This window comes from Isoptericola sp. b515, from assembly GCF_030588125.1.
In the GTDB taxonomy this organism is placed as follows: Bacteria; Actinomycetota; Actinomycetes; order Actinomycetales; family Cellulomonadaceae; genus Isoptericola; species Isoptericola sediminis.
In genome coordinates this window covers 674,355-701,256 of record NZ_JAUQYR010000001.1, presented here as the reverse complement: position 1 = coordinate 701,256, position 26,902 = coordinate 674,355, and the positions used below count along the sequence as shown (strand labels likewise).

General features: G+C 74.4%; 27 protein-coding genes. 13 read left to right on the top strand and 14 right to left on the bottom strand.

Annotation, left to right across the window (positions count from 1 at the left end; all coding sequences use genetic code 11):
* Nucleotide 1: 1 nt before the first annotated feature.
* Nucleotides 2-2,098: a heavy metal translocating P-type ATPase gene (locus tag Q6350_RS03300; protein ID WP_305065158.1), complete on the bottom strand. Its 2,097-nt coding sequence runs from the start codon at nt 2,096-2,098 to the stop codon at nt 2-4.
* Between the two features lie 118 nt (nt 2,099-2,216).
* Between Q6350_RS03300 and Q6350_RS03295 the strand changes: the two genes are divergently transcribed.
* From Q6350_RS03295 to Q6350_RS03285, 3 genes are read left to right on the top strand one after another with little or no spacing between them, the layout of a single operon-like run.
* The gene (locus Q6350_RS03295) at nt 2,217-3,377 is read left to right on the top strand and encodes an AI-2E family transporter (protein WP_305065156.1); all 1,161 of its coding nucleotides are present in this window, start codon (nt 2,217-2,219) and stop codon (nt 3,375-3,377) included.
* Between the two features lie 44 nt (nt 3,378-3,421).
* On the top strand, nt 3,422-4,180 hold the full coding sequence (locus Q6350_RS03290) for a MerR family transcriptional regulator (RefSeq protein WP_305065154.1): 759 nt from the start codon (nt 3,422-3,424) through the stop codon (nt 4,178-4,180).
* 44 nt (nt 4,181-4,224) lie between these two features.
* Entirely contained in the window at nt 4,225-4,650 is a 426-nt protein-coding gene (locus Q6350_RS03285; RefSeq protein WP_304602833.1) for a hypothetical protein, read from the top strand.
* A gap of 20 nt (nt 4,651-4,670) precedes the next feature.
* On the opposite strand, the gene Q6350_RS03280 is transcribed toward Q6350_RS03285, so the two are convergent.
* From Q6350_RS03280 to Q6350_RS03260, 5 genes are all read right to left on the bottom strand, one after another.
* A complete protein-coding gene (locus tag Q6350_RS03280) occupies nt 4,671-5,615 on the bottom strand; it encodes a hypothetical protein (RefSeq protein ID WP_305065152.1) in 945 nt (314 codons plus the stop codon).
* Entirely contained in the window at nt 5,612-6,532 is a 921-nt protein-coding gene (locus Q6350_RS03275) for an FAD-dependent oxidoreductase (RefSeq protein ID WP_305065150.1), read from the bottom strand. Before Q6350_RS03275 ends, Q6350_RS03280 begins: the two co-directional genes overlap by 4 nt.
* Nucleotides 6,533-6,630: 98 nt before the next feature.
* Entirely contained in the window at nt 6,631-7,425 is a 795-nt protein-coding gene (locus tag Q6350_RS03270; RefSeq protein WP_304602830.1) for an amino acid ABC transporter ATP-binding protein, read from the bottom strand.
* Nucleotides 7,418-8,071, bottom strand: a complete 654-nt coding sequence (locus Q6350_RS03265; RefSeq protein ID WP_305065147.1) for an amino acid ABC transporter permease — start codon at nt 8,069-8,071, stop codon at nt 7,418-7,420. The genes Q6350_RS03270 and Q6350_RS03265 overlap by 8 nt, the downstream gene beginning before the upstream one ends.
* Complete coding sequence (locus Q6350_RS03260) at nt 8,071-8,886, bottom strand: amino acid ABC transporter substrate-binding protein (RefSeq protein WP_305065145.1); 816 nt, start codon at nt 8,884-8,886, stop codon at nt 8,071-8,073. The genes Q6350_RS03265 and Q6350_RS03260 overlap by 1 nt, the downstream gene beginning before the upstream one ends.
* Nucleotides 8,887-9,107: 221 nt before the next feature.
* Between Q6350_RS03260 and Q6350_RS03255 the strand changes: the two genes are divergently transcribed.
* The 5 genes from Q6350_RS03255 (at nt 9,108) to Q6350_RS03235 (ending at nt 13,710) form a co-directional block, all read left to right on the top strand.
* Nucleotides 9,108-9,590, top strand: coding sequence for a heme-degrading domain-containing protein (locus Q6350_RS03255; RefSeq protein ID WP_304602827.1), 483 nt, complete (start codon nt 9,108-9,110; stop codon nt 9,588-9,590).
* Between the two features lie 68 nt (nt 9,591-9,658).
* On the top strand, nt 9,659-11,212 hold the full coding sequence (locus tag Q6350_RS03250; RefSeq protein WP_369810792.1) for an amidohydrolase: 1,554 nt from the start codon (nt 9,659-9,661) through the stop codon (nt 11,210-11,212).
* A gap of 1 nt (nt 11,213) precedes the next feature.
* Nucleotides 11,214-11,564 (top strand): TraR/DksA C4-type zinc finger protein, encoded by a 351-nt coding sequence (locus Q6350_RS03245; RefSeq protein WP_305065142.1) that lies wholly within the window; start codon nt 11,214-11,216, stop codon nt 11,562-11,564.
* A 39-nt stretch (nt 11,565-11,603) separates the two neighbouring features.
* Nucleotides 11,604-12,224, top strand: coding sequence for a uridine kinase (locus tag Q6350_RS03240; protein ID WP_304602825.1), 621 nt, complete (start codon nt 11,604-11,606; stop codon nt 12,222-12,224).
* Nucleotides 12,225-12,312: 88 nt separating this feature from the next.
* On the top strand, nt 12,313-13,710 hold the full coding sequence (locus tag Q6350_RS03235) for an adenylosuccinate lyase family protein (protein WP_304602824.1): 1,398 nt from the start codon (nt 12,313-12,315) through the stop codon (nt 13,708-13,710).
* A gap of 46 nt (nt 13,711-13,756) precedes the next feature.
* On the opposite strand, the gene Q6350_RS03230 is transcribed toward Q6350_RS03235, so the two are convergent.
* Nucleotides 13,757-14,110, bottom strand: a complete 354-nt coding sequence (locus tag Q6350_RS03230; RefSeq protein ID WP_171246160.1) for a helix-turn-helix transcriptional regulator — start codon at nt 14,108-14,110, stop codon at nt 13,757-13,759.
* An 80-nt stretch (nt 14,111-14,190) separates the two neighbouring features.
* Between Q6350_RS03230 and Q6350_RS03225 the strand changes: the two genes are divergently transcribed.
* Together Q6350_RS03225 and Q6350_RS03220 are read left to right on the top strand one after the other, a co-directional pair.
* The gene (locus Q6350_RS03225; RefSeq protein ID WP_305065139.1) at nt 14,191-15,549 is read left to right on the top strand and encodes an FAD-dependent oxidoreductase; all 1,359 of its coding nucleotides are present in this window, start codon (nt 14,191-14,193) and stop codon (nt 15,547-15,549) included.
* Between the two features lie 68 nt (nt 15,550-15,617).
* A complete protein-coding gene (locus tag Q6350_RS03220; protein ID WP_171246162.1) occupies nt 15,618-15,929 on the top strand; it encodes a hypothetical protein in 312 nt (103 codons plus the stop codon).
* Nucleotides 15,930-16,051: 122 nt separating this feature from the next.
* On the opposite strand, the gene Q6350_RS03215 is transcribed toward Q6350_RS03220, so the two are convergent.
* From Q6350_RS03215 to arsB, 6 genes are read right to left on the bottom strand one after another with little or no spacing between them, the layout of a single operon-like run.
* Nucleotides 16,052-16,768 (bottom strand): cation diffusion facilitator family transporter, encoded by a 717-nt coding sequence (locus Q6350_RS03215; protein WP_304602822.1) that lies wholly within the window; start codon nt 16,766-16,768, stop codon nt 16,052-16,054.
* A gap of 29 nt (nt 16,769-16,797) precedes the next feature.
* Entirely contained in the window at nt 16,798-18,075 is a 1,278-nt protein-coding gene (locus Q6350_RS03210; RefSeq protein WP_305065136.1) for an APC family permease, read from the bottom strand.
* A 37-nt stretch (nt 18,076-18,112) separates the two neighbouring features.
* Complete coding sequence (locus Q6350_RS03205; RefSeq protein ID WP_305065134.1) at nt 18,113-19,813, bottom strand: FAD-dependent oxidoreductase; 1,701 nt, start codon at nt 19,811-19,813, stop codon at nt 18,113-18,115.
* Nucleotides 19,810-20,223 carry an arsenate reductase ArsC gene (locus Q6350_RS03200; RefSeq protein WP_304602819.1) on the bottom strand — a complete coding sequence of 138 codons (414 nt, stop codon included), beginning with the start codon at nt 20,221-20,223 and terminating at the stop codon, nt 19,810-19,812. The genes Q6350_RS03205 and Q6350_RS03200 overlap by 4 nt, the downstream gene beginning before the upstream one ends.
* A 14-nt stretch (nt 20,224-20,237) precedes the next feature.
* Nucleotides 20,238-21,308 carry a metalloregulator ArsR/SmtB family transcription factor gene (locus Q6350_RS03195; protein WP_305065132.1) on the bottom strand — a complete coding sequence of 357 codons (1,071 nt, stop codon included), beginning with the start codon at nt 21,306-21,308 and terminating at the stop codon, nt 20,238-20,240.
* Nucleotides 21,305-22,435, bottom strand: a complete 1,131-nt coding sequence (gene arsB, locus Q6350_RS03190; protein WP_305065130.1) for an ACR3 family arsenite efflux transporter — start codon at nt 22,433-22,435, stop codon at nt 21,305-21,307. The genes Q6350_RS03195 and arsB overlap by 4 nt, the downstream gene beginning before the upstream one ends.
* A gap of 108 nt (nt 22,436-22,543) precedes the next feature.
* On the opposite strand from arsB, the gene Q6350_RS03185 reads away from it, so the two are divergent.
* From Q6350_RS03185 to Q6350_RS03175, 3 genes are read left to right on the top strand one after another with little or no spacing between them, the layout of a single operon-like run.
* Nucleotides 22,544-23,272: a TetR/AcrR family transcriptional regulator gene (locus tag Q6350_RS03185; protein ID WP_304602816.1), complete on the top strand. Its 729-nt coding sequence runs from the start codon at nt 22,544-22,546 to the stop codon at nt 23,270-23,272.
* The gene (locus Q6350_RS03180) at nt 23,269-24,276 is read left to right on the top strand and encodes an ABC transporter ATP-binding protein (RefSeq protein WP_304602815.1); all 1,008 of its coding nucleotides are present in this window, start codon (nt 23,269-23,271) and stop codon (nt 24,274-24,276) included. The genes Q6350_RS03185 and Q6350_RS03180 overlap by 4 nt, the downstream gene beginning before the upstream one ends.
* Nucleotides 24,273-25,937: an ABC transporter permease gene (locus Q6350_RS03175; protein WP_304602814.1), complete on the top strand. Its 1,665-nt coding sequence runs from the start codon at nt 24,273-24,275 to the stop codon at nt 25,935-25,937. Before Q6350_RS03180 ends, Q6350_RS03175 begins: the two co-directional genes overlap by 4 nt.
* 48 nt (nt 25,938-25,985) lie before the next feature.
* Here Q6350_RS03175 and Q6350_RS03170 read toward each other — a convergent pair whose 3' ends face one another.
* On the bottom strand, nt 25,986-26,774 hold the full coding sequence (locus tag Q6350_RS03170; RefSeq protein WP_304602813.1) for an SDR family oxidoreductase: 789 nt from the start codon (nt 26,772-26,774) through the stop codon (nt 25,986-25,988).
* Between the last annotated feature and the right edge of the window lie 128 nt (nt 26,775-26,902).

Genomic DNA, 26,902 nt, shown 5'->3' with positions numbered 1-26,902 from the left:
CTCAGTCCCTCGCGGCCGGGCCGCCCGGCCGCAGGTCGAGGCGCCGCAGGAGCTGGGCGTTGAGAGCCACGACCACGGTCGAGGCGGACATCAGCAGGGCGCCCACCGACATCGGCAGGACGAACCCGACCGGGGCGAGCACGCCGGCGGCGAGCGGCACGGCCAGCAGGTTGTAGCCGGCCGCCCACCACAGGTTCTGCTTCATCTTCCGGTAGGTCGCCCGGGACAGCTCGATGACGGAGAGCACCGACCGCGGGTCGTCGCTGGCCAGGATGACCCCGGCGGAGGCGATCGCGACGTCGGTGCCGGCGCCGATCGCGATCCCGACGTCCGCCTGCGCGAGGGCGGGTGCGTCGTTGACGCCGTCGCCGACCATCGCGACCTTGCGTCCCTCACGCTGCAGCTCGGCCACGCGGTCGGACTTGTCCTCGGGCCGCACCCCGGCGAACCAGCGGTCGATGCCGAGCTCCTCGGCCACCGACCGCGCCACGGCCTCGGCGTCACCCGTGATCATGACGACCTGGAGACCCTGCGCGTGCAGGGCACGGACCGCCTGCGCGGACTCCGGGCGCACCTCGTCGGCGAGCTCGAGCGCACCGACGACGCGGCGGTCGCGCAGCACGTGCAGGACGGTGGCCCCGTGGTCGCGCCACCCCGCGGCCTCCGGGGCCTCGTCGGCGCCGGTCTCCTCCAGGAGCCGCGGTCCGCCGACCCGGACCTCGCTGCCGTCCACGGTCGCCGTGACGCCGAGCCCGGGCTCGGAGGAGAAGTCGCCCGCCCGGGGGACGTCGAGGCCGCGGTCGCTCGCCGCGGCCACGATCGCGCGGGCCAGCGGGTGCTCGCTGTCGGCCTCGGCCGCGGCGGCCAGCGCCAGCACGGCGTCCTCGTCGAGGTCAGCGGTCGCGGCGACGTCGCCCAGCGCGGGCTCGCCGCGCGTCAGGGTGCCGGTCTTGTCGAACAGGACCGTGTCGACCGTCCGCATGCTCTCCAGAGCGAGGCGGTCCTTGACCAGCACGCCGCCGCGGGCCGCCCGCTCGGTGGCGATGGAGACGACGAGCGGGATCGCCAGGCCGAGGGCGTGCGGGCAGGCGATGACGAGCACGGTGATCGTGCGCACGACGGCCTCGTCGGGGCTGCCGGTCGCGGTCCAGACGGCCGCGGTGACCACGGCCGCACCGAGTGCGTACCAGAACAGCCAGGCCGCGGCGCGGTCGGCCAGCCGCTGCGCCCGGGAGGACGACGACTGCGCCTCGCTCACCAGGCGCTGGATGCCGGCGAGGGTCGTGTCGTCGCCGGTCGCGGTGACCTCGACGCGCAGCGCCGAGTCGGTGGCCACGGTGCCGGCGGTGACCTGGTCCCCGTCGGTGCGCGTCACGGTGCGGGACTCGCCGGTGACCATGGACTCGTCCATCTCGGCACGGCCGTCCACGACGCGGCCGTCGGCCGGGACGCTGCCCCCGGGGCGGACCAGGACGACGTCGCCGGTGTGCAGGTCCGTCGGGGAGACGGTCTCGGTCCCGGTGTCGGTGACGCGCTCGGCCTCGTCGGGCAGCAGGGCGGCCAACGAGTCGAGCGCGGAGGTGGTCCGGGCCAGGGACCGCATCTCCACCCAGTGGCCCAGCAGCATGATCACCACCAGCAGGGCGAGCTCCCACCAGAAGTCGAGGCCGCCGTCGAGCACACCGGTGCTCGCACCCGACGACGCGAGGAAGGCGACGGTGATCGCCAGGCCGATGAGCAGCATCATCCCGGGGGTGCGGGAGCGCAGCTCGCTCCAGGACCCGGTGAGGAACGGGCGGCCGCCCCAGAGGTAGATCACGGTGCCCAGGACGGGGGAGACCCACGGGACCCAGCCGGCGTCGGGCAGGTCGTAGCCGAGCAGCATCGCGAAGGTGCTCGACATCGCGACCGTCGGGACGGCCAGTACCAGCATGATCCAGAACAGCTGCCGGAACTGGGCGACGTGGTCCCCGTGGCCCGCGTGGCCGCCGTGGCCCGCGTGGTCCTCGTGGCTCCCGGTGTGCTCGGTCTGGTCCGTGTGCTCGGCGTGCTCCGTGCGCTCGGCGTGCCCGGTGTGGTCCGTGTGCGACGTGGCCATGGATCTCCTTCCGTCTCCTCCACCGTATACCCACCAGGGGTATCCATCCATCGGCGGTTCGGGCGCGTGACGTGGGGCAGGACGAGAAAGATCGTCGGCGCGGTGCCACGCTGAACCGATGGACAACTCGTCACCCTCCGGGCAGGTCGCCCGCCTGTGGAACGACCGGCTCGGGCGGCCCGCGATCCGCGCGGCCCAGGTGCTCCTGCTGCTCGCGCTGGCCGCCTGCGTGGTCTTCGCCCTGACCCGGCTGTCGCTGCTGGTGATCCCGGTGCTCATCGCCATGGTCGTCGCCGCGGCCCTGGCCCCGCTGGTCGGTTTCCTGCGTCGCCGGGGGTGGCCGGCGCTGCTGGCGACGTGGACCACGCTCCTGGCGGGCCTCGTCCTGCTCGGGCTGGTGGTGTGGCTCGTGACCCTGGCGTTCCAGGACGAGTGGCCGAACCTCGTCGAGGAGGCCGGCCGCGGGATCGACGAGCTCGAGGCCTTCCTCACCGACGGGCCGCTGGGGATCAGCCCGGATCAGATCGAGTCCGTCCGGCAGTCGGCGGTGGACGCGCTGTCGAGCGAGCAGGTGCAGTCCGGGGCCATCCGCGGGGCGACCGCGGCGGCGGAGGCCGTCGCGAGCCTGCTGCTCGGCGTCGTCGTGCTGTTCTTCCTCCTCAAGGACGGCCGCAGCATGTTCGCGTTCCTCATCACCCCGCTGCGCGAGGCCACGCGGCAGCGGGCCCAGCGGGTCGGGGAGCGTTCGGTCGAGGTGCTCGGCGGGTACCTGCGCGGCACGGCGATCGTCGCGACGGTCGACGCAGTCTTCATCGGTGTCGGCCTGCTGATCATCGGTGTCCCGCTGGCGCTGCCGCTGGCGGCGGTCGTCTTCCTCGGCGCGTTCATCCCGCTCATCGGCGCGGTCCTCGCGGGTGCCCTGGCGGCCCTCGTGGCGCTGGTGACGAACGGTCTGGTGGCGGCCCTCGTCGTGGTCGCGCTCGTGGTCGCCGTGAACCAGCTCGAGGGCGACCTACTGGCCCCGGTCGTCATGGGCAAGGTCCTGTCGCTGCACCCGCTCGTCGTGCTCTCGGCGCTGACGGCCGGCACGATCCTCGCCGGCATCGTCGGTGCGCTGCTGGCGGTGCCGATCACGGCCGTCGCCTGGGCGGCGGTCAAGGAGTGGAACGCCACGGCGCCGCCGGGGAAGCAGTTGGTACCGGACCGCGCGTCGGAGACGGACAGTCCCTCCTCGGAGCCGGAGCCGGCCGGCGCCGAGTCCTCGACCACGGACGGCTGACGACCCTTGCTGTTGACGCAGCGTCAACCTCTAGCGTCGGTGCCATGAGCCGTTCCATCCAGGACGTCGCCCGCCTCGCGGGGGTCTCGAGCCGCACCCTGCGGCACTACGACCGCATCGGCCTGCTGCCGCCGTCGGGCACCGGGCACGGTGGGCTGCGCCGCTACGACGACGCCGCGATCCGGCGCCTGCAGCGCATCCTGATGCTGCGCGACCTCGGGCTGCCGCTCGCCCGGATCGCCGAGGTCCTGGACGCCGGCACCGACGAGGCCACCGCCCTGCGCGGCCATCTCGCGGTGCTGCACGACGAGCGCGGCCGGATCGACCGGCAGATCGCCTCGGTGGAACGCACGCTCGCCGCACTGACCGAGAGGAGGCCGATCATGGCCGAGGAGATGCTGGACGGGTTCGACCACACGCAGTACGCCGACGAGGTGACCGAGCGCTGGGGCGCCGACGCCTACCGCGAGTCCGACGCCTGGTGGCGCGGTCTCGGCGTCGACGGGCAGGCCGACTTCCGTGAGAAGGCCGAGGCGCTGGGCCGCGCGTGGGTCGACGCCGCGCAGCGGGGCGTCGACCCGGAGTCGCCCGCGGCGCAGACCCTCGCTGCTCGCCACGTCGAGTGGCTCGGCTCGATCCCCGGGACGCCCGGGGCCGACGTCGGGCACCCGCCGAAGGAGTACGTCCTGGGGCTCGCCGAGATGTACGTCGCCGACGAGCGGTTCGCCGCGCACTACGGCGGCGTCGAGGGGGCGACCTTCGTGCGCGACGCCCTGCGGGCCCACGCCGAGCGGGAGCTCTGACGACCCGCAGGGCTACGACCGGGCGGGGGTGGGAGACTGGCCGGGTGAGTGACGACTGGGCCCGGCAGCGCACCGAGGCCGCCCACGAGCACGCCGCCCGGTTGGCCGCCCGGCAGGACGCCGAGCACCGCCGCGCCGAGGAGTTCCTCGCCCGGTTCGTCGCGGCGGCCCGCGAGGTCGGGCCGGACCCCGAGCCGCTGCAGGTCAAGGGGTACGGCGGTCGCGGCACCGCCCGGACACCGCTGCAGGGCTGGTACCTGCGCGCCGACCGCACCGCCGCCGTCTCCACGGACGCTGAGTTCTACGTGCTCACCGCGCCGCTGACCCTGCTCGACCGGGTGCGGGGGGTGCGCCCGGCCGCGACCCGTCCGCCGCTCGTGCTCGGTGCCGGCGGCAAGGACGGGGACTCCATCGACCTCGTCGACGCGCTCGAGCGGCTGGTGCCCGGCTGGCGGGACCGCACGGCGTAGCAGCCGGTGCGCCGAACGTCTCAGGGAGGGCAGGCGCCCTCGGCCCCGGGACGCGCGGGCCGCACGGCGGTCAGCGCCTCGGCGACCAGCGCCCCGACCTCGGGAGCCGCCAGGTAGCCCGCCGGGCGGCCGTCCAGCGTGCTCGCGGCCGCGTGGTGCCCCGGGACCGGGTTCTCGACGTGCGCGTTCTCGATCGACCGGGGCCCCGGGACCGGGAACGCCGCCGGGTCCAGGTCGTTCAGCGTCAGCAGGTCGCGCGGGTCGCGCAGCGCGACCCACCGTTGCACCGGCTCCGGCCAGGTGAGCGGCGCGAGCGGGCGCACGGCGTCGAGCACCGCGGTGATGGCCAGGGGGGAGCCGAGCGTGACCAGCAGCGGGACGTCGTCGGCCCCGGAAACCGCCGAGCGCAGCACCTGGTAGGCGATCACCGATCCCAGCGAGTGGGCGACGACGACGGCCGGCTCGTCCCCGGCGAACGCCGCGGCCACGCCGGTGTCGATCGTCGACCGCGCCTCGTCGTCGGTGAGGTAGACGTAGACGTCGCGGACGAAGAGCAGCAGGATCGCGCTGCTCAGCCCCGGCACCCACCGGTCGACCGCGGCCAGCGCCGCCGACAGCGCGGCCCACAACGACCCGCCGGTCAACGACGCGGGTGCGACGGACGGCGTCGCCGTCAGCACCCCGGAGCCGCTGAGCACCTCCCGCGCCACCGACAACGCGAACCGGGCGGCGTCCTCGGACAGCCCGGGCAGGCCGTGCGTGGTGATCGGCGGGGGCTCGTCCCCGCCGGTGACGGCCGCCAGGGCGTCACCGTAGAAGACGAACGTGGCGTCGTCGTCGCGCAGCCGCAGCTCCGCACCGGCGTCGGCGAGCCCCGTGTTCAGCGCGGCCAGCCAGCCGGCCTCGATGCGCTCGGGGTCGAGCCCTCCGGTGTCGCGGCCGTGCAGCAGGATCAGCCGGGTCATGCGGCCACCGCGTCCTGGACGAGGGAGCGCACGTCGTCGGCGCAGCCCCAGCTCGCCGTGACGCCCGCCCCGCCGTGGCCGTAGCAGTGCACCACGCGGCCCGCCCGCTCGACGCGGACCTCCGGGCGCGCCGGCCGCAGCCCGACGGCGTGCCGCAGCAGGCGCGCCTCCGCGACCGCGGGCACGAGGCGGGCGGCCCGCTCGAGGATGTCCAGCCCCGTCCGCGGCGCGGGGTCGAGGGTGTCGTCGTCGGCCTCGTGCGTGCCGCCGACCACCACCTCGTCGGTCCGGGGCACGACGTACGTCGGTCCGCTCGCGTCCAGCCACCACCGGTCCAGGCCCCACTGCGCCAGGACGACGACCTGGCCGCGCACCGGGTGCACCGACGGGTCGTCGGCGAGCTCGCGGGCTCCCAGCCCGGTGGTGTTGACGACGACGTCGGCGTCGCCGGGCCACGAGGCCACCGTCCGACGGGTGATCGCGCCGCCGAGGGCGGTGACCCGGCCGGCCAGCCAGCCGAGGTACCGCGGCATGTCCGCCACCGGCGACGCGAAGGTCCAGCCCGCCGCGTACGACGACGGCACCTCCGTCGTCCGGGTGAGCGCGGGGACGGCGTCGCGCCACCACGGCTCGGCCGGCTGCTCGCCGAAGACCTCCGTCCCGGAGCGCATCGTGACGCCGGCCCCCGGGTCCGTCGCGGCCAGGTCGGCGAGGACCTCGAAGGACCGGGCCGACCACCGCCTGACGCGGTCCTGCGGGGAGGCGAGGTACGGGTACCAGAGCGCCGCGGCGACGGCCGAGGTGGTGTCCCGGGGCAGGTCCCGGGCGACGACCGTGACCCGGTGCCCCACTTCCAGGAGGCGGACGGCGCAGGTCAGCCCCATCACCCCAGCTCCGACCACCGTGACGTCTGCCATGGCGCGGAGTCTGCCAGAGCCCGGGGCAACCGACCACGCCCGGTCGCGCTGCCCCGGGCCCGCGGTGCGGCCGTTCCTTCGTCGAGCGAGCCGCCTGTTCAGTCGAGCGGGTGCAGGACCTGGTGCAGGAACCGACGGGTCCGCTCCTCGCGGGGGGCCGAGAACATCGTCGACGGCGCCCCCCGCTCGACCACCGCGCCGTCGTCGAGGAACAGCACCTCGTCGGCCACCGCGCGGGCGAACTGCAGCTCATGGGTGACCACCACCATCGTCCAGCCCTCCTCGGCGAGCTCCTTCATCACCGTCAGCACCTCGCCGACGAGCTCGGGGTCGAGGGCGGAGGTCGGCTCGTCGAACAGCAGCAGGTCCGGCTGCAGGGCCAGGGCCCGCACGATCCCGACGCGCTGCTGCTGCCCGCCGGACAGCTCGCGGGGGTAGGCGTCGCGCTTGGCGGCGAGCCCCACCCGCTCCAGCAGACCCAGCGCCCGTGACTCGGCCTCGGCCCGCGGCACGCCGCGGGTCTGGACGGGCCCCTCGGTGACGTTCTGCAGCACCGTCAGGTGCGGGAACAGGTGGTGGTGCTGGAACACCATCGCCGACCGGTCGCGCAGCGCGTCCCGGGCGGCCTGTGCCCGGCGCCCGGCCCGGCCCCACGCGCGGCGGGGACCGCCGTCGAACGTGACGGACGGGCCGCCGTCGAAGGCGACGGTGCCGGCATCGGGTGCGGCCAGGCCGTTGAGCGAGCGCAGCAGCGTGGTCTTGCCGGACCCGGACGGGCCGATGAGGGCCACGACCTCGCCCCGTCGCACCTCCAGGTCGATGCCGCGCAGCACGTGGTTGTCGCCGAAGGACAGGTGCAGTCCGGTGGCGGTGAGCAGGGGTGCCTCAGACATACTGCTCCAGCTTCCTCTCGAGCCGCGTCTGCCCGAAGGACAGCACGGTGCAGAAGATCCAGTAGATGATCCCGGCCTCGACGTACAGCAGCATGAACTCGCTGGTGAACGCGGCGATCTCCTGCGCCTCGCGGAACAGCTCGGTCACCAGGATCAGCGAGGCCAGCGAGGTGTCCTTGACCAGGGAGATGAAGGTGTTCGAGAGCGGCGGCACGGACACACGGGCGGCCTGCGGCAGGACGATCCGCCGCAGGGTGCGGGTGCGGGCCATGCCCACGACGTAGCCGGCCTCCCACTGGCCGGTCGGCACGGACAGGATGGCGGCGCGGATCACCTCGGCGGCGTAGCCGCCCACGTTGAGGGAGAAGGCGATGACGGCGCTCGGCCACGGGTCGATCGTCAGCCCCAGGGACGGCAGCCCGTAGAAGATGACGAAGAGCTGGACCAGCAGCGGCGTGCCGCGGATCGCCGAGACGTACGCCCGGCCCACCCCGGAGAGCACGGGGTGGGCCGCCAGGCGCAGCATCGCGACGCCGAGGGCGAGGACGAGCCCGATCGCGAACGAGACGAGCGCGAGCGGGATCGTCCCCGTCAGCCCCCCGAGGACGAGGGGCCACCAGGAGTCGGTGAAGAGCTGGACGTCCATCAGCTCGTGACGTCGGCCCCGAAGTACTTCTCCGAGAGTTCCGTGAGCGTCCCGTCCTCACGCAGCGTGTCCAGCGCGCCGTCGATCTCCGCGACCAGGGCGGTGCGCTCCGGCGTGACGACGAACCCCATCTCGGAGGTCTCCTCGGTCTCGGCGGCGATCTCGATCGGCGCGTCGGGGTGCTCGGCCTGGTGGTCGAGCACCGTCAGCGAGTCGTTGATCGTGGCGTCGACCCGGCCGGTGCCGAGCAGCTCGACGGACTGGGCCCAGCCCTCGACGGCCTCGATCTCGGCTCCCGACTCCTCGGCCAGCGCCCGCCAGTTGCTGGTCAGCGACTGCGCGGCGACCTTGCCGTCCAGGTCCTCGAAGCTCGTGATCGAGGTGTCGCCCTCGGCCACGACGACGGCGCCGCGCGAGACGGTGTACGGCTGGGAGAACTCGTAGGACTCGAGCCGCTCCGGGGTCATGGACACCTGGTTGGCGATGGTGTCGAACCGGCCGGCGTCCAGCCCCGCGAAGATGGCGTCCCACTGGGTCTCGGCGAACTCGATCTCCAGGCCGAGCTCGTCGGCGACCGCCTCGGCGACCTCGACGTCGTAGCCGACGAGCTCGCCGGAGGCGTCGTGGTAGGTGAACGGCCGGTAGGTGCCCTCGGTGGCCACGGTCAGGGTGCCGTCGGAGACCAGGTTCAGCTCGCCGGTGCCCTCGGCGGCGTCCGCGCCCCCGGAGGTCCCGCCGTCGGTGCCGCAGGCCGTCAGCGCCAGCGCGGTCAGGGCGGCCGTGGCGGTGGCGAGGAGGGCGGGCGTGCGTCGCATGAGGGTTCTCCTGGGTGGTGCGTGGGCCCGGCGGCGGGGTGCCCCGGGCGGACGGGACGATCGATCAATGGTGTCGATGGGTCGCATCGACCGGCGTGATGCCACGAGCGCCAACAGGGCGGCGCTCCGGCCGTATTCCCGCTGTGAGCGACGCCACCCGGGCGCGGTGCGCGGCGCGGTCCGGCCGGACAGGTCGGGGCGGACGTGCCACGCTGGGGCGCATGAGCACCGACGACGTCGCCGCCCTGGTCGCCGAGGCCGAGGCCGCCGAGCACGAGCTCGTGCTGGCCCGGTTCACCCATGACGACGCGTGGCGGCTCGGCTGCCTGCTCGTCGAGCTCGCGGCCGAACGGGACCTGGCCGTGACCATCGACGTGCGCAAGGGGGACCAGCAGGTCTTCCACGCGGCGCGCGAGGGGACGACGCCGGACAACGACTCGTGGGTGGAGCGCAAGGTGCGGGTCGTGCACCGGTTCGGCGCGTCGTCGTACCTCGTCGGGTTGCGCGCCCGCGCGCGCGGACGGGACTTCAACGAGACGCACCAGCTCCCCCTGCAGGAGTACGCGGCCCACGGCGGTGCGTTCCCGGTCCGTGTCGAGGGTGTCGGGATCGTGGGGGTCGTGACCGTCTCGGGGCTCGCCCAGGCGGACGACCACGCGCTCGTGGTGGAGGCCCTGCGCACGGTCGTCGCCGCGAGCGCCTGACCAGCCTCTTCGCGGCTGATCCGCCTCCCGGCCTGCCCGGCGCGGGGTGGACGTCATACGGTGTGCGCGTGACCGTCCTGCACCTCGTGAACGCCCGCCTCGCCGGGCGCCCCGACCGGCCGGTGGACGTGCTGCTCGCCGACGGCCACGTCGCCGCCGTCGTCCCCACGGGCGCACCCCTGCCCGGTGACCTCGACGTCGGGTACACCGGGCCCGAACGCGTCGACCTGGACGGTCGCACCGTGATCCCCGGGCTGTGGGACGCGCACACGCACCTGACCCAGTGGGCCATGGTGCGTCGCCGCCTGGACGTCTCGACGGCGACCGGGCCCGCGCACGCCGCCGCCCTGGTCGGTGCCGCGCTCACCGACGAACGGCGCCACCCGGCCCCGGGCCGGCCGTTCGTCGGGTTCGGTTTCCGTTGGGCCACGTGGGACGACGAGCCGACCTCGGAGGTGCTGGACTACGTCGCCGGCGAGGTCCCGGTCATCCTGATCTCCGGGGACCTGCACTCGGCCTGGGCGTCGACCGCCGGGCTGCGGTACCTGGGCATCGAGCACCACCCCACGGGTCTGCTGCGCGAGGAGGAGTGGATGCCGGCCTCCCCCGAGATCGTCACGGTCTCGGCGGCCGACGCCGACGAGCTGCTCGCCGACGCCGCCCGGGCCGCCGCCGAACGCGGCGTCGTGGGCGTCGTCGACTTCGAGGTGGACGACAACCTCACCGCGTGGCGTCGTCGGGCCATGGCCGGCTGGGACCTGCTGCGCGTCCGGGCCGCCGTGTGGGAGCAGCACCTGGACGCCGTCGTCGACGCGGGCCTGCACACCGGCGACGTGCTCGCCCCCGGGTCCGGGCCGGCCGCCGACCTCATCACCCAGGGCCCCCTGAAGGTCATCTCGGACGGCTCGCTCAACACCCTCACGGCGTTCTGCTTCGACGACTACGCCGGGTTCGCCGGGCCGGACGCGCACGGCATCCTCAACGTCGCCACCGACCAGCTCGTGCCGCTCATGACGCACGCCCACGCCTCGGGGCTGCGCTGCGCCATCCACGCGATCGGCGACCACGCCAACGCCCTCGCGCTGGACGCCTTCGAGGCCTCCCGGGCGCGAGGGTCCGTGGAGCACGCGCAGATGCTGCAGGCCGAGGACGTCGCGCGGTTCGCGGCGCTCGGCATCACCGCCAGCGTGCAGCCCGAGCACGCCATGGACGACCGGGACGCCTCCGACGAGCTGTGGGTCGGCCGCACCGAGCGGGCGTTCCGCCTCGCCGACCTGCACGCCGCCGGGGTGCCGCTGGCCCTCGGGTCCGACGCGCCGGTGGCCCCCCTCGACCCGTGGTTCGCGATCGCCTCGGCCGTCACCCGGTCCCGCGACGGCCGCGACCCGTGGCACCCCGAGCAGCGCATCGACGTCGCGACGGCGCTCGCGGCCTCGACCGACGGTCGCGGGGTGCGGGTGCGGCCCGGCGACCCGGCCGACCTGGCGGTGCTGGAGCTCGACCCCCTCACGCTGTCCGACGACGGCACCCCGACGGGAGCGGCCGTCCTCGCCGAGGTGCTGCGCGAGCTGCCCGTGGCGGGCACCCTCGTGGCCGGCCGGTGGACCTACCGGGGGTTCTGACATGGTGACGCCGGATCCTGTGGCCCGGCTGCGTGATCGGCTGGCGCTGACCGAGGACCGCATCGCCCGGCAGCGCGCCGTCGTCGACGGGATCGTCGCCTCGGTGCGGGGCGAGAACGTCGACGACGAGCACGACCCGGAGGGTGCGACGCTCGCCTGGGAGCGGCAGCAGGCGGCGGCGCTGCTCGCCGAGGCCGAGCAGGAGCGCGACGCCCTGCACGCGGCCCTCGACCGGGTGGAAGCCGGGACCTACGGCGTGTGCGAGGTGTGCGGGCGGGCGATCCCCGCCGGCCGGCTGGAGGCCCGGCCGGCGACGACCCGCTGCGTCGAGCACGCCGGCGCGGCCCGGTAGCGCCGCCCGCCGCCGGGCGCCGCTGCGAGACTGGACCGCGTGCACGCCGAGCCCACGACCCCCGACGCCGTGGTGACCCACGTCGTCGACCTCGTCCTGTCCCGGCCGGCCGACCGCCCGGTGCGGCTCGTCGTCGACGGGCACCCGTCCACGCGCCCCGAGGTGCTCGCCGACGCCCTGGTCGGCCCGCTGGAGGTCGCCGGACGCCCGGTGGCCCGGGTGCGGGTCCGGGACTTCTGGCGTCCCGCCTCGCTGCGGCTGGAGCAGGGGCGCCGGGACCCGGACGCCCTGCTGGACGACTGGATCGACGTCGGCGGTCTCAACCGCGAGGTCCTGACCGCGGTGGTGCACCGAGGCCGCTGGCTGCCCTCGCTCCGGGACCCCGTGACGGACCGCCCGACCCGGGCGGACCGGGTCGACGCGGCACCGGGGACCGTCGTCGTGCTGGACGGTTCCCTCACCCTCGGCCGCGGTCTCGACGTCGACCTGTCGGTGCACCTCGCGCTGCGGCCGGCCACCGAGACCCGGAACACCCCGCTCGACGAGGCGTGGCGGCTCGCCGCGTACACGCGGTACCGACGCGAGGTCGCGCCCGAGCGGCGGGCCGACGTCGTGGTGCGGGTCGACCATCCCGACCGGCCGGCGCTGCTGGTGCGCTGAGCCTTCCGCGGGGTGCCCCGTTGTCACCGCTGAAACATGGGCGGGGCAGAATGCACAGCATCGACTCCCACGTCGACAGGAGCTGGACATGATCGTCGCACCGTTCGGACGCTTCACCGAGGGCCGGGTCCCCGACCCGGGCATCGCCGCGCTGTTCACGCGCGAGAACCGCTGGCAGGCCCGGCTCGACGTCGAGGCCGCGCTGGCCCTGGCGGAGGCCGACGCCGGCGTCATCCCGAAGGAGTCCGCCCGGGCGATCGCGCTGACCGCCCGCATCGAGAAGCTCGACATCAAGCGTGTGCTGGCGGGCACGGCGGAGGCCAGCCACCCGCTGGTGCCGCTCATCGAGGAGTTCGCCCGCGTCGTCGGGTCCAAGCACGGCGGCTGGGTGCACTGGGGTGCGACGACGCAGAACATCACCCAGACCGCCGACGTGCTGGTGCTGCGCGACGCCCACCGCGTGCTGCTGCGCCAGCTCGGCGGCACGCTCCGGGCCGCCGCGGCCCTGGCCGAGGGGGCGGCCGACCTGCCGATGGCGGGCCGCACCCACTCCCAGCACGCCGTGCCGGTCACCTTCGGGTTCAAGGTCGCGGTGTGGATCGACCAGCTCGTCGCGCACACCGAACGCCTCGAACGGCTCGACGACCGCCTGTTCTGCGTCCTCATGGGCGGCGCTGCCGGCACGTTCGCGTCCTTCGGGGACGCCGGGCGCGTCATCGAGGCGGGCGTCGCCCAGCGGCTCTCGCTGCACCCGATGCGGGTGCCGTCCCGCTCGGTCAACGACGGCATCGTCGAGCTCGTGCTGGTCCTCGCCCAGCTCGCGGGGACGATCGGCAAGATCGGTCGCGACGTCTACGCGCTCATGCAGCCGGAGTTCGCCGAGGCCTTCGAGCCGGTCCCCGAGGGGACGGTCGGGTCGTCGACGATGCCGCACAAGCGCAACCCCCAGCTCGCCCTGGACCTGTTGACGATGTCGTCCGAGCTGCGGGCCCTGGCGACCCCGGCGCTGGAGTCGATGCTGCACGACCAGGAGGCCAACGGGGCGATGACCGCGCTGCTCGAGGACGTCTCGGCGTCGGCGGCGGTGCTGGCCGGCGACATGCTGGCCCGGCTGCAGGTCATCCTGGCCGGCCTCGAGCTCGACCCGGCCCGGATGCGCGAGAACATCAAGCTGTCCGAGGGCATGATCGGCTCCGAGGCGCTGATGCTCGCCCTGGGGGAGAAGATCGGTCGGCAGAAGGCGCACGACGTCGTCTTCGAGGTGGCGCAGGCGGCCGCCACGCAGGACACACCGTTCCTGGAGCTGCTGCAGGCGGACCCGCTGGTGGGCGGGTCGTTCGCGCCGGACGAGCTGCACGAGCTCGTCGACCCGGCCGGCTACCTCGGGTTGTCGGCCCAGATCGCCACGGAGCTCGCCGAGTGCGCGATCTCCACGGCCGACCGCCTCGACCGCCTCCCGGAGCGGGCGCCCGTCATCACGCGGTGAGCGGCCGCGCGGCGCACGGCCCGTGGGCCGCGCGGCCGGCAGCCTGTCAGAGGCTGCCCAGCGCCGCGGCCGTCCGGTCGAGCGCGCCGGGAGCCACCGCGTAGTAGGCCCACCGCCCCCGCTGGCTGCGGGTCAGCAGCCCGGCGTCGACGAGCACCTTGAGGTGGTGGCTGACGGTCGGCTGGCTCAGGCCGACGGGTTCCGTGAGGTCGCAGACGCACGCCTCGTGGCCCTGCTGGGCCGCGACGATCGAGAGCAGGCGCACCCGGGCGGGCTCGCCGAGGGCCTTGAACACGCGGGCCAGCTCCTGGGCACGCGCGGCGTCGACGCCCGCAGCGGCCGGTTCGACGCAGCAGGAGCCCGCCGGTGCGTCGGTGGCAGGCGTCTCGGTCGTCGTCATGGCCTCCATCTTGCCACGTATCGACAAGTGTGGATATGTTGTCCGCGGACGCATCGACAAGTATCGATATGGAGGCAGTCATGGGGACGACGACGGAGTACCCGGTCGTGGTGATCGGCGCAGGCCCGACCGGGCTCGCGGCCGCGGCGCACCTGCTCGAACGCGGGCTCGACCCGCTCGTGCTGGAGGCCGGTGAAGGCCCCGGCGCGGCGGTGGCCGAGTGGAGGCACGTGCGGCTGTTCTCGCCCTGGCGGTACTGCGTCGACCCGGCCTCCCGCCGTCTGCTCGAGGCCACCGGCACGTGGCAGGAGCCGGACCTCGAGGCGCTCCCCACGGGCGCGGACCTCGTCCACGACTACCTCGAGCCGCTGGCCACCACCGACGCCCTGCGCGACCGCATCGCGTACGGCACCCGGGTCACCGCCGTCGTCCGCGACGGGGCCGACCGCACCCGTTCCCTGGGACGTGAGCGCCGTGCCTACCGCGTGCGGACCGTCGGGGCCGACGGCAGCACCCGGGACGTGCTCGCCCGGGCCGTCGTCGACGCCTCCGGCACCTGGACCCGCCCCAACCCCGTCGGTGCGCACGGCATCCCCGCGGTGGGCGAGGAGGCGGCGCGGACCTTCGTCACGGGGCCCCTGCCGGACGTCCTCGGCGCCGACCGGGACCGGTTCGCCGGCCGGCACACCCTGGTCGTGGGGACGGGGCACTCGGCCGCCAACACCTTGCTCGCCCTGACGACGCTGGCGGACGAGGTGGCCGGCACCCGCGTCACCTGGGCCATCCGCGGGGGCTCGGCGCGCCGGCTGTTCGGCGGTGGTGCCGACGACCAGCTCCCGGCCCGCGGGTTGCTCGGCAGCCGGCTGCGCGACGCCGTCGAGGCCGGCCGCCTCGAGCTGATCACCCGCGCCGCGGTCGACGAGCTCGTGCCCGACGGTGACGTCGTCCGCGTGCGCGGGACCGGACGCCGTGCCGGGGTCGACGGTTCGCTCGACCTCGCCGTCCACCAGGTCGTCGGGGCCACCGGGTTCCGGCCCGACCTCGACCTCCTGCGCGAGATCCGCCTCGACCTCGACCCCGTCGTCGAGGCGCCGTCCCGGCTCGCCCCGCTCATCGACCCGAACCTGCACTCGTGCGGGTCCGTCGAACCGCACGGCGAGTCCGTGCTCAGCCACCCCGACGCCGGCTTCTACCTGGCCGGGATGAAGTCGTACGGCCGGGCGCCGACGTTCCTGCTCGCCACCGGGTACGAGCAGGTCCGGTCCATCGCCGCGGCACTGGCGGGGGACCGGGCGGCCGCCGACGCCGTCCACCTGGAGCTGCCGACCACGGGGGTCTGCTCGACGGACCTGGCGGAGCCGGACGGCGGCGACGGCTGCTGCGGGACGACGGCGGAGCCGGGACCCCGGCCGGTCGCGCTGTCGTCGGCGCCGCGGTAGGTTCGTCGGCACCGGGTGCGCGCCGCCGCCGTCGCGCGACGGCCCGCACCCGGTGCCACGCTGGACGCATGACCAGCCGCTCCCGCCGTCTGGTGACGGCCGCCGCCGTCGTCCTCGTGCTCACCCTGCTCTCGGCCTGCGCGGCCGGCGCGAACCCCGCGCTCGACACCGCCCCCGCCGGCGCCGAGGACCCGGCCGGGTTCTGGTACGGGCTCTGGCAGGGCATGATCCTGCCGGTCACCTTCGTGGTGTCGCTGTTCACCGACACCGTCTCGATCTACGAGGTCCACAACAGCGGCAACTGGTACGACTTCGGCTACGTGCTGGGGATCTCGTTCGTGTTCGGCGGGCCGTTCGGCGCCAGCCGGGCCCGGCGCTGACTCGTCGCCGACCGGTCCTGACTCGCGAAGAACTGTCCTGACTCGCGAAGAACTGTCCTGACTCGCGAAGAACTGTCCTGACTCGCGCGGTGTCGTGCTGACTCGCGCGGTGGGCGGTCGGGTCAGGAGCTGGCGTCGCAGCAGTCGTCGCCGCCGCAGCAGTCGCCGGCGTGGTCCCCGTCCTCGTGGCCGACCATCGCCGCGACCGGGGTGCAGCAGGCGTCCCCACGCCACGCCTCGAGGCCCTCCCGGACGGCGAACCCGGCGATGACGAGCGCCGCCACCGGGTCGGCCCACGTCCAGCCGAGGGTCGCGTTGAGCACCAGGCCGACGAGCAGCACGGCCGAGAGGTAGCTGCAGATCAGGGTCTGCTTCGAGTCGGAGACGGCGGAGGCCGATCCGAGCTCCCGGCCCGTGCGGCGTTCGAACCAGGACAGCAGCGGCATGACGGCGAGGCTGACGGCGGCGAGCGCGATACCGACGGTCGAGTGGTCGGGTTCGACCGCCCCGAGCAGGGTGCGCACGGCCTCGACGGTGACGAACGCGGCCAGCCCGAAGAACGAGAACGCGATCAGGCGCAGCGCCACCCGTTCACGCCGGTGCGGGTCGGGGGCGGCGAACTGCCAGGCCACCGCGGCGGCGGAGAGCACCTCGACGACCGAGTCGAGCCCGAACCCGACCAGGGCCGCCGAGGAGGCCAGGTGGCCGGCGGTGAGGGCCACCACGGCTTCGACGACGTTGTAGGCGATCGTCGCGGTGACGATCCAGCGCACCCGGCGTTCGAGCACGGCGCGACGGGCGGCAGCGAGCGGGCGGGGGTGGGTGCCGAGGGACGTCATCCCTCCCACGGTATCGACCCCTGCCGGTCCTAGGACGTCGAGCCCGTGCGGGACCGCCGCTGCCGGACCCACCGGACGAGCACCCCCACGGCGAACACGCCGACCCCGGTCAGCACCGCGCCGACGGGCAGCGTCACCACGAGCACGAGGCACGCGACCAGGCCGAACCCCTGCAGCACGCGCGGGTACAGCCGGTGCTCGGGGGTCTGCGTCCAGGCGCTGGCGTTGGCGACCGCGTAGTACAGCAGCACACCCACGCTGGAGAACCCGATCGCGCCGCGCAGGTCGACGGCCAGCACGAGCGCCACGACGACCACGGCCAGCGCCACCTCGGCCCGGTGCGGCACCCCGAAGCGGGGGTGCACCGCCGACAGCCAGCGAGGCAGGTCGCCCTCGCGCGCCATCGCCAACGACGTCCGCCCGATGCCGGCCACGAGCGCCAGCAGCGCGCCCAGCGAGGCGGCCGCCGCCCCGACCCGCACGACCACCCCGGCCCACGGTGAGCCGTCGACCGCGGCGGCCAGCGGCGCCGTCGTGCCGGCGATGCCGTCCAGGCCCAGGGACCCGAGCAGCGTGAGGGCCACCACCGTGTACACCACGACGGCACCACCGAGCGCCAGCAGCACCGCCCGCGGGATCGTGCGGCGCGGGTCGCGCACCTCCTCGCCCATCGTGGCGATGCGCGCGTACCCGGCGAACGCGAAGAACAGCAGACCCGCGGCCTGCAGCACCCCGTAGGCCACCGCCCAGCCGCCGTCCGTCGGGGTGACGGCGCCGATCCCGAGCGACGGGGCGGCCGCGCCCGACCACACCACGGCGGTCCAGGTCGCCAGCACGAGCAGCACGAGGGCGACGATCCAGCGCGTCAGCCGGGCCGTGCGGGTCACGCCCCGGTAGTTCACCGCGGCCAGCGCGACCACCGCCACCGCCGCGACCGGACGCTCCCAGCCGGGCGGGGCGGCATAGGCGGCGAAGGTCAGGGCCATGGCGGCACAGCTCGCCGTCTTGCCGACGACGAACCCCCACCCGGCCAGGTAGCCCCACCACTCGCCGAGGCGTTCGCGGCCGTAGACGTACGTACCGCCGGCCACCGGGTACTGGGCGGCGAGCTGGGCCGAGCTGGTCGCGTTGGCGTACGCCGCGAGGGCGGCCAGCGTCAGGGCCCCGAGCAGCGCCCAGCCGGTGCCGGCGGGCAGCACGGCGCGGGCAGCCGGGGCGAACGCGGCGAAGACGCCGGCGCCGATCATGGATCCGAGTCCGATCGCGACGGCGTCCTTCGTGCCGAGGCGGCGGGCGAGCCGGGTCACGGAGCGGTTCCTTCGGGTGGGTTCCTGTGGTGCGCGCTCATCCTGACAGGCCGCGGCCGCGCAGGTGGCGCTGGTAGGTCGTGTTGCCGCCCGACAGGTTCGCGACGTCGGCGAACCCGCGGTTGCGCAGCACGTTCTGCCCGGCGTTGGCGGTGACGCCCTTGTTGCAGTAGACGATCGTGGGCACTGCCGCGTCGAGCTCGGCGGCCCGGGCCCGCAGCTCGGCCAACGGGATGTGCACGGAGCCGTCGACGGACGAGCGCTCGCGATCCTTCGCGGAGCGCAGGTCGACCACCTGGAGGCTGCCGCCCGCGTCACGCCGGCGGTCCAGCTCGGCGGACGAGACGAGCCCGGCCCGCCCGCTGACGGCGCCGTCCAGCGCCATGCCCGTGTAGTGCACCGGGTCCTTGGTGGTGGAGAACGGCGGGGCGTAGGCGAGGTCGAGGTGGAACAGGTCCTCGGCCCGCGCCCCGAAGCTGATGGCGGTGGCGAGCACGTCGACGCGCTTGTCCACACCCGACGGTCCGACGATCTGGGCACCGAGCAGCCGCCCGGTGACGCGGTCCGCGACGGCCTTGATCAGCATCTCCTGGCCGCCGAGGTACTCGGGCCGGTCGGGTTTGATGTTGTGCACGACGACCGGGTCGAACCCGGCGGCGCGGGCGCGGTCCTCCGAGAGCCCGGTCTGCGCCACGGCGAGGTCGAAGACGCGCACGATCGACGTCCCGAGGATCCCGCGGTGCTCCAGGTCCCCGCCGGTGAGCACGTCTCCCGTGATGCGGCCCATCTTGTTGGCCGTCGACCCGAGCGGCACCCAGACCGGCTCGCCGGTGATGAGGTCGAAGCTCTCGGCGACGTCCCCGACGGCCCACACGTGCTCCACCGAGGTCCGGCCGCGGCGGTCGACGGCGATCGCGCCGGTCTCCCCGACGCGCACCCCGGCGGCCTCCGCCAGCTCGAGGTTCGGCCGGACCCCGACCGCGACGATCACCAGCCCGGCCGGCACGGTCCGGTCCTTCCCGTCCTCGTCCGCCGCGACGACGACGGCCCGGGCCGCGCCGTCGTCGGCCGTCTCGATCGCGGTCACCCGCGCCCTGGTGAGCAGCTCGACGCCGTGGTCGCGCAGCTCGTCGTCGACGCGGTCGGCGACGTCGGCGTCCAGGGAGGGCATCGCGTGCGGCTCCTGCTCGACCACGGTGACCTCGAGACCGCGCTCGGTGAGCTGCTCGGCGGCCTCCAGCCCGATGTACCCGGCGCCGACGACCACCGCCCGCTCGACGCCGCGGGACTCGATCCACTGCCGGATCGCCCGGGCGTCGGACGGGTTGCGCAGCGTGAACACGCCGTCGGCGTCCACGCCGGGCAGCGGCGGCACGACGGGGGAGACACCGGTGGCGAGGACGAGCTCGTCGTAGCCGTCGGTGAACGTCTCGCCGGTGGCCAGGTCCTGGACGGTGATCGTGCGGGACCTGGCGTCGACGTCGGTGACCTCGTGGCCGGTGCGCACGTCGATCGCGTAGCGCTGCGCGAACCACGAGGGGTCGCGCGGGGTGAGATCGTCCATGCTCTCCACGACGCCGCCGAGGTAGAACGGCAGCCCGCAGCCCGAGTAGGAGATGTCCCGGTCGCGCTCGTAGACGACGATCTCGGCGTCCTCCGACCCGCGCCGGGCCTTGGCGGCGGCCGTGGTGCCGGCGGCGACGGACCCGACGACGACGATCTTCGGCCCGTCGCTCATCGGGCGACCACCTCGACGTCGAGCGAGGCGAGCAGCTCCCGCACCCGGCGCTCGATCTCGTCGCGGATCGGGCGCACGGCGTCGATGCCCTGGCCGGCCGGGTCGTCGAGCTGCCAGTCCTCGTAGCGCTTGCCGGGGTAGATGGGGCAGGCGTCGCCGCAGCCCATGGTGATGACGACGTCGGAGGCCTGCACCGCGTCGTCGGTGAGCACCTTGGGCTGCTCGGCGCGGAGGTCGACGCCCTGCTCCAGCATCGCCTCGACGGCGACGGGGTTGATCGAGTCCTTCGGGGCGGACCCGGCGGAGCGGACCTCGACGGCGTCGCCGCCGAGCGCGCGCAGGAACCCGGCGGCCATCTGGGAGCGGCCGGCGTTGTGGACGCAGACGAACAGCACGGAGGGGGTGGGCATGTCGGACGTTCCTCTCAGAGAAGGGTGTCGATGAGGCGGTGGACGCGGGCGTCGAGCTCGTCGCGGATGGCCCGGACGCCCGCCGGCGAGGCGAGCGCGGGATCCCCGACGACCCAGTCCTCGTACCGCTTGCCGGGCAGCACGGGGACGGAGTCCCCGCAGCCCATGGTGACGACCACGTCGGCGGCGCGCACGGCGTCGTCGGTCAGCGGCTTGGGGAAGAAGACGTCGTCGGGCGCGCCGAGGTCCTCCAGCACCGGGCGGACGACGTCGTGCACGTCGCCGGCAGGCACCGACCCGGCCGAACGGACCACCACCCGGTCCCCGGCGCTGCGGGCCAGCAGCGCCGCGGCCAGCTGGGAGCGGCCGGCGTTGCCGACGCAGACGAACAGCACCTGCGGCGGGTGGTCGGGGTCGGGCCCGGGGGCCTCGACCGTGCGGTTCTTGGCGGCGTCCGCGAGGCGCTGGCGGGCGAAGTGCTCGGTGAGCGCGACGAGGTGGACGGGGATGCCCCCGCGGCGGGCCAGGGCGGTGTACGACTCGCGCACGACCCGCAGCGCCTCGTCCTCGCTGGTGCCCGGGATACGGGCCGCCAACGACTCGGCGAGCCGGCCGAGCTCGCGGTCGACGTCGGCCAGGCCGTGGAGCTCGGTCCACCGCCCGGCGCCGGGGTCCTCCGGTGTGGCGACCCGTCCGGAGTCCGCGACGGCGGGGGCGAACCGGTCCAGCAGCGTGGTCACGGCGGTGCGGTACACCGGGGCCACCCGGTAGAACACCGAGGTGCCGCGCCGGTCGGCGCTCAGCACGCCGACGTCGCGCAGCACCTTGAGGTGGTGGGAGACGGTGGGCTGGGAGACCTCGGCCAGCGCGGCGAGGTCGCCCACGTGGGCCTCGCCGCCCGGGGCGGTGGCGATGGCGGACAGCATGCGTAGGCGCAGCGGGTCGGCGAGCGCCTTGAGCACCCCCGCGACCGAGACGGCCACGTCGGGGCCGAGGGCGCGGCCGTCGGCGGGCACGGGTGCCGGTCCGGCGGTCTGGTCGGCGGATCCGCCGGGGGACTGGTCGGGTGACGGTGCGACGGTCATGCGCGGACCTCCGTGTCCGGGGGCGCGGTCATGGCGGCCTCGGTGCCGCCGGGAGCCGCGAGCGGGTCGACGCCGAACCAGCGGCGTCCGGCCCACAGGGTGACGTAGACGAGGCCCACGAGGACGGGGACCTCGATGAGCGGCCCGACGACGCCGGCGAGCGCCTCGCCGGACGTGGCGCCGAAGGTCGCGACGGCGACGGCGATGGCGAGCTCGAAGTTGTTGCCGGCCGCGGTGAACGCGAGCGTCGTGGTGCGGGCGTAGCCCAGGTCGAGGGCCCTGCCGGCGATCATGCCGAGGCCCCACATGATCGCGAAGTACGCCAGCAGCGGCAGCGCGATCCGGGCGACGTCGCCGGGGTGGTTGCTGATCTGCTCACCCTGCAGGGCGAACAGCAGCACGATCGTGAACAGCAGGCCGTACAGGGCCCACGGGCCGACGCGCGGGACGAACCGCTCCTCGTACCAGTCGAGCCCCCGGGTGCGCTCGCCGATCGCCCGGGAGGCGAAGCCGGCCGCGAGCGGGATGCCGAGGAAGACCAGCACGTTCAGGGCGATCTGCCCGATCGAGACGTCCAGGCCCGCGGTGTCCAGGCCCAACCACCCGGGCAGCACCGTGAGGTAGAAGTACCCGAGCACCGAGAACATCACGACCTGGAAGACCGAGTTGACCGCGACGAGCACGGCCGCGGCCTCGCGGTCGCCGCAGGCCAGGTCGTTCCAGATGACGACCATGGCGATGCAGCGGGCGAGCCCCACGATGATCAGCCCGGTGCGGTACGCGGGCAGGTCGGGCAGGAAGATCCACGCGAGGGCGAACATCAGCGCCGGCCCGACGAGCCAGTTGAGCACCAGCGAGCTGACGAGCAGGGCCTTGTCCCCGGTGACGGCGGCGACCCGGTCGTACCGGACCTTGGCGAGCACCGGATACATCATCACCAGCAGCCCGAGCGCGATGGGCAGGGAGATACCGCCGACCTCCATCGCCTCGAGGGCGTCGCCGAGCACGGGGACGAACCGTCCCAGCGCCAGGCCGGTCACCATCGCCAGGCCGATCCACAGCGGCAGCCAGCGGTCGAGGGTGGACAGGCGGGCGCGGACCGGGGTGTCCGCGGCGGTGAGGGGCACGACGTCTCCTAGCTGATTCGACTCCTGTCAATATAGACGAACTTCGAATCAAGCGCATCCGCCGTCACCCCTTGTGGGCAGGCTGAACACGTGTTTAATCTGGTGAACATGAGTTCAGCCCTCGCCGCCGACGCCGATCCGGGCCCGTCCTCGGCCGGTGCGCCCGGGTCGACCCGGGACCGCATCCGGGACGCGGCCGTGCTGCGGTTCGCGCGGTCCGGGTTCGGCACGTCGGTGCGCACCATCGCCGCGGACGCGGGGGTGAGCCCGGCGCTGGTGATCCACCACTTCGGCTCCAAGGACGCGCTGCACGCCGCCTGCGACGAGCACGTGCTGGCCGGGATCGTCGAGTCCAAGCGGCAGAACATGGGCCGGGCCACCGGCGGACAGCTCCTGCAGGTGCTCGCCGAGGTCGACGAGTACGCGCCCCTGCTCGGCTACGTGGTGCGCTCCCTGCAGGCGGGCGGCGACGTCGCCCGGGCGTTCGTGGAGCACATGATCGAGGACGCCCGCGTCTACACCCGCGAGGCCGTGGCCGCCGGGATCGCCAAGCCCAGCGTCGACGAGGACGCCCGGGTCCGGTACCTCACGCTGTCCTCGCTGGGCACCCTCTCGCTCGCCCTCACCCTGAACCCGCCGGAGGACCCGGAGGACGTCGGGGCCACCGTGCGCACCTTCCTGGCCGAGCACTACCTGCCGATGATCGAGCTCTACGCCCAGGGCTTCCTCACCAGCCGTCGCATGCTCGACGACTACCTGCTCTACGTCTCCGACCCTCCGACGGGCGGCGAGTCCGACGACGCACCCGCCCCCGAGACCACGAACGAGGAACCATGACCAGCACCCCGAGCGCCGGCGCGCTCCCCATCGAGATCCACGACCTGCACAAGCACTTCGGCCCCACCCGCGCCCTGGACGGTCTCGACCTGTCCGTCGCCGAGGGGGAGGTGGCCGGGTTCCTCGGGCCCAACGGCTCCGGGAAGTCCACCACCATCCGCGTGCTGCTCGGGCTCCTGCGCGCGACGGCCGGCTCCGCGCGGCTGTTCGGTGCCGACCCCTGGCGCGACGCCGTGGAGCTGCACCGCCGCCTCGCCTACGTCCCCGGCGACGTGACGCTGTGGCCCCACCTGACCGGCGGGGAAGCCATCGACTTCCTCTCCCGGCTGCGCGGACGCCCCGACCCGCGGCGCAAGGCCGAGCTGCTGGAGGCCTTCGAGCTCGACCCCTCCAAGAAGGCCCGCACGTACTCCAAGGGCAACCGGCAGAAGGTCGCCCTCGTGGCCGCCTTCGCGACCGAGGTGCCGCTGCTCATCCTCGACGAGCCCACCGCCGGCCTCGACCCGCTCATGGAGGCGGTGTTCACCGAGCGCGTGCGCGAGGCCGCGGCGCAGGGCACCTCGGTGCTGCTGAGCAGCCACATCCTGTCCGAGGTCGAGAAGGTCTGCGACACCGTGACGATCATCCGCGCCGGACGCGCGGTCGAGTCCGGCACCCTCGACGAGCTGCGCCACCTGACCCGGTCCAGCGTGACGGCCGTGGTGGCGGGCGACCCGGCGCGGGTGACCGCCCTGGACGGGGTGCACGACCTGCAGACCCACGACGACCTCGAGGGGACGCGGATCTCCTTCGACGTCGACAACACGGCCATGGGCAGCGTGCTCACCGCGCTCTCCGGCCTCGACGTGCGCTCCTTCACCGCCGCGCCGCCGTCGCTGGAGGAGCTGTTCCTGCGGCACTACGGCGACGACGTGTCCGCCGACGGCGAGTCGACCGACGGGACCGGGAACGCCCCGGGGCGGCACGCGGCCGCCCCGACGACGAGCGAGGCGGGAGCACGATGAGCACCGCCGTCGCCCCGCCCGCCGTCCGGACCGCCGAGCCCGCCCGCGGGGCCACCCTGACCGGCACCGGCGCGCTCGTGCGCTTCATGCTGCGCCAGGACCGGGTGCGCCTGACCGTGTGGACGGCCTCGGTCGTGTTCTTCTACACGTACTTCACGTTCGCCCTGAACCTGTTCTTCGACGACCCCGCCGCGATGCAGGGGCGGGCCGCCCTGATGGAGACGCCCGCCGGCATCGTCATGGGCGGCCCCGGGTACGGCCTGGACGACTACTCGACCGGGGTCGCCATGTCGAACGAGGGCATCACGTGGATGGTGCTCGCGCTCGCGATCCTGTCGATCCTGCACGTGGTGCGCCACACCCGCGCCGAGGAGGAGTCGAACCGCTCGGAACTGGTGCGGGCCGCCGTCGTCGGCCGGCACGCCCCGGCCGTGGCCGCGATGATCACGCTCGTGCTCGTGCAGGCGGTCATCGCCGTGCTGTCGGCACTGGCCATGGTGGCCGTGGGCGACCTCGCCGTGGCGGACTCGTTCGCCATGACGATCGGTTCCGGGCTCAGCGCGCTCGTGTTCGGGGCCGTCGCACTCGTCGTGTGCCAGGTGGTCGGTCACGCCCGCACCGCGACCGGGGTGAGCCTGGCCGTCTTCGCCGTCGCGTTCGTCGTCCGGGCCGTCGGGGACATCCGCGAGCTCGGCGGGTCCACCCTGTCCTGGTTCTCGCCGATCGCCTGGGCCCAGCAGATGCGTGCCTTCGTCGACCTGCGCTGGTGGCCCGTCGCGCTGAGCGTCGTCGCGATCGTCGCCCTCCTCGTGCTGGCGGCGGTGCTCGCCTCCCGCCGGGACTTCGGCGGGAGCCTCGTCGAGACCCGTGCCGGCCGGCCCGACGCCGCCGTCACGCTGCGCGGACCCCTGGCGATGGCCTGGCTGCAGCAGCGCTGGGCCCTGCTGTGGAGCTGCCTCGGGCTCGGGCTGATGTGGTTCGCCTCCGGCACCATGCTGCCGGGCATCGGCGACATGATCGGCGACATGGTCGTGGACAACCCGGTGCTGGCCCAGCTGTTCGGCGACGACCCGTCCCAGCTCGCCGTCGGGTTCATCAGCGTGCTCGTGCTGTACGCCGCCGTCTGCTGCGCCGCCTACGCCGTCGTCATGGCCCAGCGTCCCAAGGTCGAGGAGTCCTCGGGCCGTGCCGAGGTCGTCTTCTCCCACCCCGTGTCCCGGCACCGCTGGCTCGGGGCGCAGCTCGCCGTCGCCGGGTTCGGCACGGCGGTGCTGCTGGCCGTCAGCGTCTACGGGCTGTGGGCCGGTGCCGCGATCGCCGGGTGGGAAGACCAGGGGTTCGGCGACTACAGCGTGGTCGTGTGGACCCACCTGCCGGCGCTCGCGGTGTTCCTCGGGCTCGTCGTCGCGCTGTACGGCTGGGTGCCGCGGCTGACGGGGCTCGGCTGGGCGCTGGTGGCCTACACGTTCGTCGTCGGGATGTTCGGCCAGGTCCTCGACCTGCCGGACTGGGTCTACCGGGTCTCGCCGTTCGACGGGGTGCCGGAGGTGTTCTCCGAGGAGTCGTACGCCGGCGACCTCGCGCTGCTGTGGGGTGTCGCCGTGGTGCTCACGGTGCTCGGGTTCGTGGGCTTCCGGCGCCGCGACCTCGCCACGGGCTGACCGCCGGGCCCGCGCGGTACGGACCGTGCGGGCTCCGGCGGTCGGCCGTCAGCCGCCCGTCACGCGGGAGACCGCCGCGAGCGCCAGCCGGCGGGGCAGCACGCCGACGAGGGCGCCCGCCAGGGCGTTCGCCCGGCCGGACACCACGGTCGCGGGAGGCCGACGGCGGTCCAGCGCCCGGAACAGCGTGTCGGCGACCTGGTCGGCCGTCTGGAAGCGGCCCACCGCCGGCTCCTCGGACCCGACGACGTCGAAGAACTCCGTGCGCGTCGCACCCGGGCAGAGCGCGATCGCGTGGACGCCCGTCCCCCGCAGCTCGACCGACAGCGCCTCGGTGAAGCTGAGGACGTAGGCCTTGGTCGCGCCGTAGACGGCCATCCGCGGCAGCGGCTGGAACGCCGCGGTGCTGGCCACGTTGACGACCGCGCCGGAGCCGTGGGCGAGCAGGTCGGGCAGCAGCGCGCGGGTGAGGTTCGTCAGCGCCGTCACGTTGAGGGCGACCTCGTCGTCGACGCGCTGCGGGTCCTCCTCGACGAAGGGGCCGTGCGTGCCGAACCCGGCGTTGTTGACCAGGGTGCCGACGGGACGGTCGGCGGCGCGGGCGGCCTTGACGACCTCGGTGACACCGTCCGGGGTGGTGAGGTCGGCGGGCACGACGTCGACCGCGACGCCGTGCTCCGCGCGCAGCCGGGCCGCGAGCTCCTCGAGGCGGTCCGTGCGGCGGGCGACCAGCACGAGGTCGGCTCCTCGGGCCGCGAGCCGCGCCGCGACGACGGCGCCGATGCCGGAGCTCGCGCCGGTCACGACGGCGGACGATCCGTGCAGGTCGAGGGTCATGGAGCGCTCCAGGGGTCGAGGGACGGACGTCGCCACTGTAGGCCGGGTGTCGGCGCCGGCCCGGAGGGCGGGCTAGCGTGACCCGGTGACGACGACATCCGGCGACGGCCCCGACGAGGCCGTCACGG